13 protein-coding genes are annotated in these 11,684 nt (G+C 63.9%); 5 read left to right on the forward strand and 8 right to left on the reverse strand.

What is annotated here, in order from left to right; translation table 11 throughout:
* Positions 1-260: 260 nt before the first annotated feature.
* On the forward strand, positions 261-470 hold the full coding sequence (locus FPB55_RS19775) for a cold-shock protein (RefSeq protein ID WP_003254922.1): 210 nt from the start codon (positions 261-263) through the stop codon (positions 468-470).
* A gap of 181 nt (positions 471-651) precedes the next feature.
* On the opposite strand, the gene apbC is transcribed toward FPB55_RS19775, so the two are convergent.
* Positions 652-1,746, reverse strand: a complete 1,095-nt coding sequence (gene apbC / locus FPB55_RS19780) for an iron-sulfur cluster carrier protein ApbC (RefSeq protein WP_009684570.1) — start codon at positions 1,744-1,746, stop codon at positions 652-654.
* Positions 1,747-1,903: 157 nt separating this feature from the next.
* On the opposite strand from apbC, the gene metG reads away from it, so the two are divergent.
* The 3 genes from metG to FPB55_RS26420 all read left to right on the forward strand — a co-directional run bounded on the left by metG (position 1,904) and on the right by FPB55_RS26420 (position 4,956).
* Complete coding sequence (metG, locus tag FPB55_RS19785; RefSeq protein WP_144189139.1) at positions 1,904-3,943, forward strand: methionine--tRNA ligase; 2,040 nt, start codon at positions 1,904-1,906, stop codon at positions 3,941-3,943.
* A 93-nt stretch (positions 3,944-4,036) separates the two neighbouring features.
* Positions 4,037-4,675 carry an endonuclease III gene (gene nth, locus FPB55_RS19790; protein ID WP_009684568.1) on the forward strand — a complete coding sequence of 213 codons (639 nt, stop codon included), beginning with the start codon at positions 4,037-4,039 and terminating at the stop codon, positions 4,673-4,675.
* A gap of 104 nt (positions 4,676-4,779) precedes the next feature.
* Positions 4,780-4,956 (forward strand): hypothetical protein, encoded by a 177-nt coding sequence (locus FPB55_RS26420; protein ID WP_009684567.1) that lies wholly within the window; start codon positions 4,780-4,782, stop codon positions 4,954-4,956.
* A 46-nt stretch (positions 4,957-5,002) separates the two neighbouring features.
* On the opposite strand, the gene FPB55_RS19795 is transcribed toward FPB55_RS26420, so the two are convergent.
* Entirely contained in the window at positions 5,003-5,626 is a 624-nt protein-coding gene (locus tag FPB55_RS19795) for a response regulator transcription factor (protein WP_009684566.1), read from the reverse strand.
* A gap of 364 nt (positions 5,627-5,990) precedes the next feature.
* Here FPB55_RS19795 and FPB55_RS19800 point away from each other — a divergent pair, with 364 nt between their 5' ends.
* Positions 5,991-6,464, forward strand: coding sequence for a hypothetical protein (locus FPB55_RS19800; RefSeq protein WP_009684565.1), 474 nt, complete (start codon positions 5,991-5,993; stop codon positions 6,462-6,464).
* 321 nt (positions 6,465-6,785) lie between these two features.
* Here FPB55_RS19800 and FPB55_RS19805 read toward each other — a convergent pair whose 3' ends face one another.
* From FPB55_RS19805 to FPB55_RS19830, 6 genes are read right to left on the reverse strand one after another with little or no spacing between them, the layout of a single operon-like run.
* The gene (locus FPB55_RS19805; protein WP_008786880.1) at positions 6,786-7,028 is read right to left on the reverse strand and encodes a DUF2274 domain-containing protein; all 243 of its coding nucleotides are present in this window, start codon (positions 7,026-7,028) and stop codon (positions 6,786-6,788) included.
* Positions 7,025-8,299 carry a TrbI/VirB10 family protein gene (locus FPB55_RS19810; RefSeq protein ID WP_008786881.1) on the reverse strand — a complete coding sequence of 425 codons (1,275 nt, stop codon included), beginning with the start codon at positions 8,297-8,299 and terminating at the stop codon, positions 7,025-7,027. Before FPB55_RS19810 ends, FPB55_RS19805 begins: the two co-directional genes overlap by 4 nt.
* Positions 8,300-8,301: 2 nt before the next feature.
* Positions 8,302-9,300 (reverse strand): P-type conjugative transfer protein TrbG, encoded by a 999-nt coding sequence (gene trbG, locus FPB55_RS19815; RefSeq protein WP_008786882.1) that lies wholly within the window; start codon positions 9,298-9,300, stop codon positions 8,302-8,304.
* Positions 9,297-10,001: a conjugal transfer protein TrbF gene (gene trbF, locus FPB55_RS19820; RefSeq protein ID WP_008786883.1), complete on the reverse strand. Its 705-nt coding sequence runs from the start codon at positions 9,999-10,001 to the stop codon at positions 9,297-9,299. Before trbF ends, trbG begins: the two co-directional genes overlap by 4 nt.
* 24 nt (positions 10,002-10,025) lie before the next feature.
* Positions 10,026-11,396, reverse strand: a complete 1,371-nt coding sequence (gene trbL, locus FPB55_RS19825; protein ID WP_021221531.1) for a P-type conjugative transfer protein TrbL — start codon at positions 11,394-11,396, stop codon at positions 10,026-10,028.
* Positions 11,393-11,677, reverse strand: a complete 285-nt coding sequence (locus FPB55_RS19830; protein ID WP_008786757.1) for a hypothetical protein — start codon at positions 11,675-11,677, stop codon at positions 11,393-11,395. The genes trbL and FPB55_RS19830 overlap by 4 nt, the downstream gene beginning before the upstream one ends.
* Between the last annotated feature and the right edge of the window lie 7 nt (positions 11,678-11,684).

The raw sequence follows: 11,684 nt of genomic DNA on the forward strand, positions 1-11,684 counted from the left end.
GTTAAAGTTCCATCCCTCACCCCGCGTCGGGCGCGGCTTGCAGCCGCCGTCGATCCGAATTTGCCTAAACCGCATTCAGACCATTGGCAGGTTGCGGAAAGTGGGGTAAGGTGGCGCCACTGTGCTGCACGTGACACCGAGAATCTCTAGTTTGATGCACGATCCTGATCGGCCCATCGCTGAATTTTCTGCTCTCTTTGCGCTCAGTCCCGGTCAGGGTGTTTCCTGACCGTTATCAAATTGTCCAAGGAGACAGAAAAATGTCCAACCGTCAATCCGGTGTTGTTAAGTGGTTCAACGATGAGAAAGGCTACGGCTTCATCACCCCTCAGTCGGGCGACGACCTGTTCGTGCACTTCAAAGCCATCCAAGCTGACGGCTTCAAAACCCTGAAAGAAGGCCAGGCTGTTACTTTCGTCGCTACCCGCGGCCAGAAAGGCATGCAGGCTGAAGAAGTTCAGATCGCCTAAGCCGATCTAGCTTCCTAGCTTTCAAAAAACCCGCCTTCTGGCGGGTTTTTTATGCTTGGTCGAAATTCGGCGCTGGCTTCTTCGCGGGCACGCCCGCTCCCACAGGGATCGCGCAGCTTCAAGTGCTGTGCAGTCCTTGTGGGAGCGGGCATGCCCGCAAAGCAGGCGGCTCGCTCTCAGGTCAATCTTCGCTGATGGTGATGCTCGGCATCGCCGGCGCTGCAGCTTCCTGCAGCACGATCCGCGCCCCTACCTGGCGCGCCAGTTCCTGGTAGACCATGGCAATCTGGCTTTCCGGCTCGGCAATGGCGGTCGGCTTGCCGTTGTCGGCCTGCTCGCGGATGACCATCGACAGTGGCAGCGAGGCCAGCAGATCGACGCCATACTGGCTGGCCAGTTTCTCGCCACCGCCTTCGCCGAACAGGTGCTCGGCATGGCCGCAGTTGGAACAGATGTGCACGGCCATGTTCTCGACCACGCCCAGTACCGGGATGTTGACCTTACGGAACATTTCCACACCCTTGCGGGCATCGAGCAAGGCCAGATCCTGTGGTGTGGTAACGATCACCGACCCGGCCACCGGCACCTTCTGGGCCAGGGTCAGCTGGATGTCACCGGTGCCCGGGGGCATGTCGATCACCAGGTAGTCCAGGTCGTCCCACGCGGTCTGGGTCACCAACTGCAGCAGCGCACCCGAGACCATCGGGCCACGCCAGACCATCGGCGTGTTGTCGTCGGTCAGGAACGCCATGGACATCACTTCCACGCCATGCGCCTTGATCGGCACAAACCACTTCTGTTCGCGAATCTGCGGGCGGGTGCCTTCGGCGATACCGAACATAACGCCCTGGCTGGGGCCATAGATGTCGGCATCCAGAATACCCACCCGGGCACCCTCGCGGGCCAGCGCCAGGGCCAGGTTGGCGGCGGTGGTCGACTTGCCCACGCCACCCTTGCCCGAGGCCACGGCGATGATGTTCTTGACGTTGGCCATGGCCGGCACCTGGGCCTGGGCCTTGTGCGCGGCAACCACGCAGTCGATCGACACCTGGGCGCCGCTGACGCCCTCGAGGTTGCCGATGGCGGTCTGCAGCACCTGGGCCCAGCCGTTCTTGAACAGCCCGGCGGCATAGCCCAACTGCAACTGCACGCTGACATGCCCGCCCTGGATATCGATGGCGCGCACGCAGCCGGCGCTGACCGGGTCCTGGTTCAGGTAGGGGTCGGTGTACTGGCGAAGCACGCCTTCGATGGCGGCACGGGTGACGGCACTCATGGAGACTCCCATTGGCAAACTGAATGTAAAACAGGCGCCTATCCTAACCCGTCAATCATCAGCAGATGCGCTTGCGGGGTGAAATATCTTCGCCAGCCCTTTATAGTGGCCGATCACCCTCATTTTTACCCCGAGCCAGATAAGTAGCCGAGCCACCATGTCCGAGCCACGCCAGATTCTCGTCACCAGCGCCCTGCCCTATGCCAATGGATCGATCCACCTTGGCCATATGCTGGAGTACATCCAGACGGATATGTGGGTACGCTTCCAGAAGCTGCGCGGGAACCAGTGCATTTACGTCTGCGCCGACGACGCTCACGGCTCGGCCATCATGCTGCGCGCGGAAAAGGAAGGCATCACCCCGGAACAGCTGATTGCCAACGTCCAGGCCGAACACAGCAGCGACTTCGCCGACTTCCTGGTGGACTTCGACAACTTCCACTCCACCCACAGCGAAGAAAACCGTGAGCTGTCGAGCCTCATCTACACGCGCCTGCGTGAGGCCGGGCACATTGCCACCCGTTCGGTGACCCAGTACTTCGACCCGGAAAAGGGCATGTTCCTGGCCGACCGTTTCATCAAGGGCACCTGCCCGAAGTGCGCGGCCGAAGACCAGTACGGCGACAACTGCGAGAAATGCGGCGCCACCTACGCACCGACCGAACTGAAGAACCCCAAGTCGGCCATTTCCGGGGCCACCCCGGTATTGCGCGATTCGCAGCACTTTTTCTTCAAGCTGCCCGACTTCCAGGCCATGCTGCAACAGTGGACCCGCAGCGGCACGCTGCAGGACGCAGTCGCCAACAAGCTGGCCGAATGGCTGGACTCCGGCCTGCAGGAATGGGACATCTCCCGTGACGCGCCGTACTTCGGTTTCGAAATTCCGGGTGAGCCGGGCAAATACTTCTATGTCTGGCTCGATGCGCCTATCGGCTACATGGCCAGCTTCAAGAACCTTTGCGCGCGCCGCCCGGAACTGGACTTCGATGCGTTCTGGCGCGAGGGCTCCACGGCCGAGCTGTACCATTTCATCGGCAAGGACATCGTCAACTTCCACGCCCTGTTCTGGCCAGCCATGCTCGAAGGCGCGGGCTTCCGCAAGCCGACCGCCGTCAACGTGCACGGTTACCTGACCGTCAACGGCGCCAAGATGTCGAAGTCGCGGGGTACGTTCATCAAGGCCCGTACCTACCTCGACCACCTGCAGCCAGAGTACCTGCGCTATTACTACGCCGCCAAGCTGGGCCGCGGCGTCGACGACCTCGACCTGAACCTGGAAGACTTCGTGCAGAAGGTCAACTCTGACCTGGTTGGCAAGGTAGTCAACATCGCCAGCCGCTGTGCCGGCTTCATCCACAAGGGTAACCAGGGCGTGATGGTTAGCGGTGATGCCGCGCCTGAACTGACCGAAGCCTTCCTGGCTGCCGCCCCGTCCATTGCCGAGGCCTACGAAGGCCGCGATTTCGGCCGCGCCATGCGCGAAATCATGGCGCTGGCCGACCGTGCCAATGCCTGGATCGCCGACAAGGCGCCGTGGTCCCTGGCCAAGCAGGAGGGCAAGCAGGACGAAGTGCAGGCGATCTGCGCCCAGGGCATCAACCTGTTCCGCCAGTTGGTGATTTTCCTCAAGCCGGTACTGCCGCTGCTGGCTGCCGACGCCGAGGCCTTCCTCAATGTGGCCCCGCTGACCTGGAACGACCACCTGTCGCGCCTGGAAAACCACACGCTGAACCCGTTCAAGGCGCTGATGAGCCGTATCGAGCTGGCCAAGGTCGAAGCCATGGTCGCCGCCAGCAAGGAAGACCTGCTGGCCGCCGAACCCAAGGCCCCGGCAGGCAACGGCGAGCTGGCCAAGGACCCGCTGTCGGCAGAAATCGAGTTCGACACCTTTGCCGCCGTGGACCTGCGTGTGGCACTGATCGTCAAGGCCGAAGCCGTGGCGGGTGCGGACAAGCTGCTGCAGCTGACCCTGGACATCGGGGACGAACGCCGCAATGTGTTCTCCGGCATCAAGTCGGCTTACCCGGACCCATCCAAGCTCGAAGGCCGCCTGACCATGATGGTCGCCAACCTGAAACCGCGGAAAATGCGCTTTGGCGTGTCCGAGGGGATGGTCATGGCGGCAGGCCCTGGTGGTGAAGAAATCTACCTGCTGAGCCCGGACAGCGGCGCCAAGCCAGGCCAGCGCATCAAGTAATTGACCGTGGGGGCTGCCTGGCAGCCCCGTTGGCTTCTGCGGCGGGCCGGGGCAATCCCGGCCTGTGCGCGCCATCAAGGAAAGCTCTGATTCATGAACGCCGCCAAACGCCTGGAGATTTTTCGCAGGCTGCATGAAGACAACCCTGACCCGAAAACCGAACTGGCCTACACCACGCCATTTGAATTGCTGGTGGCAGTGACACTGTCCGCGCAATCGACCGACGTCGGCGTCAACAAGGCTACGGCGCGCCTGTTCCCCGTCGCCAACACCCCCGAGGCCATCTATGCCCTGGGCGTCGAAGGCCTCAGCGAATACATAAAGACCATCGGGCTGTACAACAGCAAGGCCAAGAACGTCATCGAAGCCTGCCGCTTACTGATCGAGCGTCACGGTAGCCAGGTACCCCAGACCCGTGAAGCGCTGGAGGCACTGCCAGGTGTCGGCCGCAAGACGGCGAACGTGGTGCTGAACACGGCGTTCCGCCAGCCGACCATGGCCGTCGATACGCATATTTTCAGGGTCAGCAATCGCACGGGCATAGCGCCGGGCAAGACTGTGCTGGAAGTGGAAAAGAAACTGGTCAAGTTCGTACCCAAGGACTACCTGCTGGACGCCCACCACTGGCTGATTCTCCATGGCCGCTATGTTTGCCAGGCACGCAAGCCAAGGTGCGGCAGCTGCAGGATCGAAGACCTGTGCGAGTACAAGCACAAAACTTCAGACGATTGAGCGGATAGCTGAAAACCACTGCAGGCGATTGAAAAAATCTTTTTTACCAGCGCCTGCTTTCTGGTTATAAGGTCGGCCAACGGCCCCTTGGCTTGGAGCGACTCATGAGTACCGATAAAGACGACCTGTCGATCGAAGATGATTTTGTTGCCGTAGAAGATGACGCGGAGCCCCCGGTGGAATCTGCAAAAACCAACCTCAGCAAACGCCGCACCATCGACAACTTGCTCGAAGAACGGCGCCTGCAGAAACAACTTGCCGATTTCGATTACGACCTGTAGCCCCACCTTGGCAAAGCCTCCTGCCCGGAGGCTTCATGGCCTGTGCTCAGCTCAGGCCTTGCCGTTGCGCCAACTCGATCAGGTCTACCAGCGACCGTGCATTGAGCTTGAGTAGCAGGCGTGACTTGTAGGTACTGACCGTCTTGTTGCTCAGGTACATGCTGTCGGCAATTTCCTTGTTCGAACGCCCGCGCGCCAACTGTTGCAACACGGTCATCTCCCGGGCCGAGAGGCGGTTGACCATGTCCACCTCGCTGCCCGTGCCCCTGCCCCGGGCCGCATGCAGGGCCTGGTTGGGGAAGTAGCTGTAGCCCGAGAGCACTGCCTTGATTGCGCTCAACAGCTCGGTAAGTTCCTGTTGCTTGCATACATAACCCGCCGCCCCCGCCTGCATGCAGCGCATCGAAAAATTGCCGGGTGCCTGCGACGTCAGTACCAGCACCTTGCTGCCTGGGCTGAAGCTGGCCATGCGGGCAATCACCTCCAGGCCATCCAGCTTCGGTATACCGATATCCAGCACCACGATGTCCGGCAGGTGTTGCCGCGTCAGCTGCAATGCAGCCACCCCATTGTCGGTCTCCCCCACGACGTCATACCCATGCCGCTCCATCAGCATGCGCACGGCAAGACGTATGACCGGATGATCATCAACGATAAGCACTTTATTCATGCGACATCCATTCATTCACTGTTGTGGCTTTGGCACGCCAAGATAACTGACAGAACGACCGATGGCGCGGCGATTTGCCGACGAAACTCATGTGCAGACAAAACCTACAATAGTTGCGGAAACTTCCTACACATCGCGACTATGGTTGTAACAAACAAATTCCTTATTACCGATTACAGGCGTGTACCCGGTGGCCAGTTGCACTTTGAGCACAGACTGTCAGGGGCTGAAACACCCCTTCCCGACTTCGGGGTGAAGCGTGGATCAGGGACTTTGCCCGTTGTCGCGCACCGGGAAGCAGTCCAGTCTTTAGTTGCCCGGCGCAGTAAGGCAAAGATGGGCAAAACCGCTGGAGGCAGCCACCATGACCCAAGCACAACCTGTCGCCCCGCTGACGATCATTGCCATCTTCGCCGGGATCATCGAAGCCTCCGCCCTGGCCACACTGCCCTTTCTCAGCGAGTCCAGCCAGAAGCTCTATACCTGGTTCCTGGTGGGCTTTCCGTTCTTCCTGACCGCGCTGTTTTTCCTGACACTCAACTTCAACTACAAGTCGTTCTACAGCCCATTACCCAATAAGGCAGCAGCGGACAGCGCGCGCCCTCCCAGCAATGAGGCCCTCGCTGCCATGCCGCAAGAGGGGTTGCCAGGCGAGCCCGTCACCTTCATGTTTTCTGGCCCGGATGCCTGTCGCCTGATGGAACAGCAGCTGTTGCAAGCGCTTGCGCAACCACCAACGCCGCCCCGCACCTGGCGCTTTTGCAATGTGGATAAAGGCCAATGCGCGCAATTGTCCATCAGCCCACTGGGCAGTGAGGCCGCGAACCCATGCAGTTGAAACTCTTCATTTCGAGCAGGCACAAAAAAGTTCTGGTGTCAAGTCCTTTGTGCAAATCACGCAGGACTTGAAACCGTATATGGGACAGTAGGTTAGCTCTTTTCTCGGCCACTTTGGCGCGGTGTGGCTTCGTGGGCTAGGAGCCACATAGGAGCGTTGGGAGAGAAAGCCACATCGCACTGTGTCGTGCTGGATTGCCGAGGGACGGCGGGCTTGTCTTGTCATCATAGCCCAGGCGGCTCTTGGCGGCATCCAGAATGAAGAACGCGCAGCCTTGGGCTGCGCGTTCGATGGATGTTGCTGGGCAGGCTTCGAGGGCCATCACGTCGGCTTGGACGGCACGCTCCGCGTCGTGGTGCCCTTCCTGAATCCCCGATCCCCCGCCATGAACGCCTCCAGCATGTGCGGGATCAACTTCTCGGCATCGACGGCCTCGCCATACGCCTGCGCGTGCAGCGCGGCGTAGCGGTCGAGGTCGGCTTTCAAGCTGGCCGGGCAGGCAAAGGTCAGCTTGACGCTCTCGGTCTTGGGCAGCGGCCCTAGCCGCAGTTTCTTCGTGTTCATTGGGAAGCTCCCCGGTTGAAGAACAGCGGCTGGCACGGCCGCAGCACCAGATCCCGGTTCACGATGACGCGAACCGGCAGGCCCGGCCTAATGGTCAGCGTCGGCTGGATGTCCATGTTGCGCCGGGTGATCTCCTGACCCACCTGATTGATGCTGTCCTGGGCGCTGTCGCGCCCCGCGATGACGATGCGGTTGCCGTCCTGGCGGTTCTCTGGCGCGGCCAACTCGGCGCCTACGCCCAGCAGCGTCGTCAGCACGGCGCCCGCGACGATGCGATTCCAATGCCAGTCCACGTCGTCTTCCAGGCCGGCGTAGCCGGCTGGATCGGTGCCGACAAGGTTGTCGAGCGTCAGCGAGGACGTATCGGGCAGGATGACCCGGTTCCACACCACCTGCACGCGGCTCTGCCCGTAGCTGACCTGGCTGTTGTATTTACCCAGGATGCGCGACCCCTGCGGGATCAACAGGAACTTGCCCGTGGCCGAGTCATAGACCGGCTCCGTCACCGTGGCGATCACGTCGCCTGGCAAGTCCGACTTGATGCCCGTCACCAGCGCGCCCGCAATCACCGTTCCGGCCATGACCTGATACGGCGAGGCCGGCATTTTCAGGTTTCCGGAATTGCGGGTTTCCATAGAGCCGCCTTTCAGGAACGCCTCTTTCTGGTCTTGCCGGTTTTGCACAGCTGTCGGATCGGCAGGCTGGGGCGCCGCCGAGGCCGGCCCAGCCGCGAGCGGGTCGAAGGCCGCGAGCGTGTTGGCAGCACCAGGCACACCCGGCGGCGCCACCGTGGCCGTGGCGGCGGCCTGGCCCTGGCCGCCCGAGCGGAAAAACACCGACGAAGCCGCTGCGGCTTCCGCCTCCTTGCGCAAGGCGTCGTTGGGATCGTGGCCGGGGGCCGCGTAAGCGGCCACGGCGGACTGCTGCGAGTTCACGATGGCCGGGCCAAGATCGCCCGGCAGTGGCGGCCCCAGCTCGGGCACCTTCGGCGGCAGCTTCGAGTAGTCGGACGGCAGGCCGTCCAGCCCTTCGGACTTCGAGACGCGATCGACGTTGTAAAGCTCGGTCTGCTCGCCCGCGCCGCGCCGGTGCGGTTGCAATGACCAGATCGTGGCCCCGAGCACGGCGACCGACAGGCCGCCGACGAGGACGGCCAGCGTGCGCCGGTTCAACCGGGTCACGGCACGCGGCTGGGCGCGAAGCGCCACCGCCTCGGGCGCGACCTTGCCTGCCTGCCGCGTGGCGAGGTCGGGGGTATCGTCCTGGCTCATGGTCAGTTCCTCCGTGCCACGCCATCCGTGCGCTCGATCCGCACCACGTCGCCCTTGTCACCGCCCAGGCGCAACTCTGCCGCGCCAAACAGGCGATCCACGATGTAGTACGGCGAACGGAAGCGGTAGTTCACCAGTTGCCCGTCGCCTTCCGGCCCGATCACGAACAGCGGCGGCAGTTCGCCTTGCGCGATGCCGGCGGGGAACTGGATATAGACCTTCTGCCCGTCGTCGAAAGCGCGCAGCGGCTTCCACGACGGATTGCTGCCGCCGATCGCGTAGCGAAAGCGCAGGTTCTCCAGCGACAGGCCGCTATCCACCGGCGCGGCGGCGCTGGCCGCTTGCGCCTGGCGCTGCAAGGCCAGCATCCGGTCGCGCGGGTACTCCCAGGACACCGACGCCATCCACGTCTTTTCCGTGGAAGTCAGTTCCAGCAGGTACGTCCTCCGGCTGGTGATGATGACCAGATTGGTCTTGAGGCCCGAGCGGATCGGCTTGACCAGCACGTTGACGCGCAAGTCGGCACCGCTGCCGCTGGACGTGTCGCCCACGATCCAGCGCACGGTATCGCCGGCGGCCACCGTCACCAGCTCCTCGCCCGGCTGCAAGGCAACCATCGTCACCCGGCCCACGGCCGCATAGACCTGATACAGCGCGCCATCGGTGAAGGGCCACACCTGAATCGCGTTGACGTAGCCCTCGCGCGTGGGCGCGACACGCGCCTCGGCATTGGCGCGTGAAACGCGCACCTTCTCGTCGGCCGGCTCGGGCGTGGGCTTGGCGTCCTCGGCCTCGGGTGCCGGCATCAACTGCGCCGGCATCGGCAGCACCTCGGGCACGGCCACAACCTCCACGGGCGCGGGCGGCTCCGGCATCGGCTGGGCCTGCACCGGCACCGGCTCATCGAGCGAGATGGTCGGCGGCGGCTTGCCTTGCGTGGCGCAGCCCGCCAGGGCAACAAGCATCAACGGCAAAGCGTAAAAGCGGAAAGACAGGTTCATGGTTTTGCTCCTTCGGAAGAATCCAGCTCGCGGCTCCAGGAAAGGCCGTTGACGTAGATGCCCAGCGGGTTCTTGCGCAGGCGTTCTTCGGTGCGCGGCGGCTGGAGCACGATGGACACCACGGCCGTCCACCGTTCCAGGCCCGCCGCAGCGCCGTTGACGTAGCGGCGTTCCGTCCAGCGCACGTTGAAAGACGTGTCGCTGGCACGCACGACGCTGGTGATCTGCACCGTCACCGACTCCTTTCCGATGCGCGCGAACGGGTCGTTGACCCGCGCGTAGTCGTTGAGCACGGCCGCGCCTTTGTCGGTCGTGTAGTCGTAGGCGTCCAGCCAGTTCTGGCGGACGACGATGGGGTCGATGGACAGCGAGCGCACCAGCGTCACGAAGCGCGCGATGTGGTGCGCCGTCTGCGCATCGTTGGGCCGGTACGGCGTGGCGGCTTCGCCCACGGCGCGCACCTGGCCCGCGTTGTCCACCTCCACGACGTAGGGCGTGACGATGGATTGCGCCGAGCGCCACACCAGTCCGCCGGCCATCAGCAGCGCGAGCGTGAGGCAGCCGAAGGCCATGAATCGCCAGTTCTTGGCCTGGACGCGGGCCGAGCCGATACGGTCGTCCCACACCTGGCCGGCGGTTTGGTACGGCGTGGCAGGCTGCGGCGTGTCGGCGTAGCGCACCTGCGGTTTCTTGAATCGCATGGTCAGTTCTCCTTGTGAATCGCGTCAGTCGTCGGAGCCGCGCAGGCTCGGGCCTTGCCCGGAGCCGCCGCCGTCGCCACCGCGCAGCGCGTGGGCAGCGGTGGTCGCGGCGTGGGTGAGCTGCTGGCGGCGATGCAGCCGCTTGGCCCAAGCGGGCTGCTCGGGCGCCTGTGCAGCGGCAGCGCCTGCCGGCGCTTCGCTGGTGGCGGCCTGGCCGGCTGACGCGCCAGCGTCGCCGTTCCAGCCCGCGCGGAACGGTGCGGCCATGCGCTGCCCGGCAGCGGAAGCGCGGGATGCGGCAGCGCGTCCGGCAGACTGCGCGCCGGTCTTGGCGACGTTGCCCAAGCCCGCCATCGCGCCTTTGGCACCGCCGCCGGCGGCAGCGGAACCCGCCTGGAACGCCGACTTCGCGCTGCCAGCCGCCGACGTGGCGGCACGCGCGCCGCTGCCGGCCAGCTTGGCGGCAGCCGGGGCCATGCGCGCGCCAGCGGCCACCGCGCCGCCCACGCCCGTCGCGGCAGCACCGACAGCCACTGCCGTTCCGGCCGCGCCGACGGCGGCACCGGCCATCGCGCCCGCGCCGAGCTGGGGCGCGCCGGACACAAGGCCCGTGGCGATGCCGGGGCCGAAGATCCCGAGCGCGAGCAAGGTGAGCGAGGCCAGCATGATGACCAGCGCGTGGTCGATGTTCGGCTCGGCGGGGTGGACTTGGAACTGCGCGAACAGGCCCGAGCCGATGCCGACGATCACAGCCAGCACCAGCACTTTGATGCCAGCGGCCACGACGTTGCCCAGCACCTTCTCGGCGAGAAAGCTGGTCTTGTTCCACAGCGCGAACGGCACCAGCACGAACCCGGCGAGCGTGGTCAGCTTGAACTCGATCAGCGTGATGAAAAGCTGGATCGCCAGCACGAAGAAGCACAGCACCACGACCAGCCACGCGAGGAACATCACCACGATGGGATCGAGATTGGCGAACACCTCGGGGAAGCCCGCCATCTCGCCGATCTGCTCCAGAATCGGCGCCCCGGCGTCGATGCCGGTCTTGGCGAGCCGGCCCGGCTGCAAGAAGTTCTCCATCGTGATGGCCGAGCCGGTGGCGGTGATGCCCAGCCCCGCGAACGAGCGGAACACGATGCTGGCCAGCCAGTTGAAGTTGTTGAGGATGTAGGCGAAGGCACCGACGTAGAGCACCTTGCGCAGCAGCTTGGCGATCACGTCATCGCCTTGGCCGGTGGCGTGGCTCATGGCCCAATACAGCCCGGCGATCGTCATGTCGATGACGATCAGCGTGGCCGTGAGGAACGCCACTTCGCCGCGCAGCAGCCCGAAACCCGAGTCGATGTAGGTGGCGAAGGTGTTGAGGAACTGGTCGATGATGGTCACGTCATTCATGGCGTGCCCTCCGGTTCCTCGAAGCTGGGCGGGATCGGCGGCAGGTCGGCCAGCGTCTGGTATTCATCCGGCCCGGCCTCGCCGGAAAAGAAGCGCCGCCGGAAGGCTTCGGCGGCGGCGCGGCAAGCGTCCTCGCCCGTGGCCTGCCGGTCGGCCGCGCATTGCGCGCGCAATGCCTTGAGCCGCACGCGATCGGCGGCCAGGGCATCGGCGAGGTTGTCGGCCGGCTGCTCGCCGCAAGCGGCCAGCAGCACGGCACCAAGGACGAGGACGCATCGCATGGCGGCC

It is taken from the genome of Pseudomonas sp. BJP69, assembly GCF_007633355.1.
GTDB classification, from domain to species: Bacteria; Pseudomonadota; Gammaproteobacteria; order Pseudomonadales; family Pseudomonadaceae; genus Aquipseudomonas; species Aquipseudomonas juntendi.

Excerpts from the sequence above, each read along its gene's own strand:
- FPB55_RS19775 (WP_003254922.1), top strand. The coding sequence starts at position 261 with ATGTCCAACCGTCAATCCGGTGTTGTTAAGTGGTTCAACGATGAGAAA.
- apbC (WP_009684570.1), bottom strand. The coding sequence starts at position 1,746 with ATGAGTGCCGTCACCCGTGCCGCCATCGAAGGCGTGCTTCGCCAGTAC.
- metG (WP_144189139.1), top strand. The coding sequence starts at position 1,904 with ATGTCCGAGCCACGCCAGATTCTCGTCACCAGCGCCCTGCCCTATGCC.
- nth (WP_009684568.1), top strand. The coding sequence starts at position 4,037 with ATGAACGCCGCCAAACGCCTGGAGATTTTTCGCAGGCTGCATGAAGAC.
- FPB55_RS26420 (WP_009684567.1), top strand. The coding sequence starts at position 4,780 with ATGAGTACCGATAAAGACGACCTGTCGATCGAAGATGATTTTGTTGCC.
- FPB55_RS19795 (WP_009684566.1), bottom strand. The coding sequence starts at position 5,626 with ATGAATAAAGTGCTTATCGTTGATGATCATCCGGTCATACGTCTTGCC.
- FPB55_RS19800 (WP_009684565.1), top strand. The coding sequence starts at position 5,991 with ATGACCCAAGCACAACCTGTCGCCCCGCTGACGATCATTGCCATCTTC.
- FPB55_RS19805 (WP_008786880.1), bottom strand. The coding sequence starts at position 7,028 with ATGAACACGAAGAAACTGCGGCTAGGGCCGCTGCCCAAGACCGAGAGC.
- FPB55_RS19810 (WP_008786881.1), bottom strand. The coding sequence starts at position 8,299 with ATGAGCCAGGACGATACCCCCGACCTCGCCACGCGGCAGGCAGGCAAG.
- trbG (WP_008786882.1), bottom strand. The coding sequence starts at position 9,300 with ATGAACCTGTCTTTCCGCTTTTACGCTTTGCCGTTGATGCTTGTTGCC.
- trbF (WP_008786883.1), bottom strand. The coding sequence starts at position 10,001 with ATGCGATTCAAGAAACCGCAGGTGCGCTACGCCGACACGCCGCAGCCT.
- trbL (WP_021221531.1), bottom strand. The coding sequence starts at position 11,396 with ATGAATGACGTGACCATCATCGACCAGTTCCTCAACACCTTCGCCACC.
- FPB55_RS19830 (WP_008786757.1), bottom strand. The coding sequence starts at position 11,677 with ATGCGATGCGTCCTCGTCCTTGGTGCCGTGCTGCTGGCCGCTTGCGGC.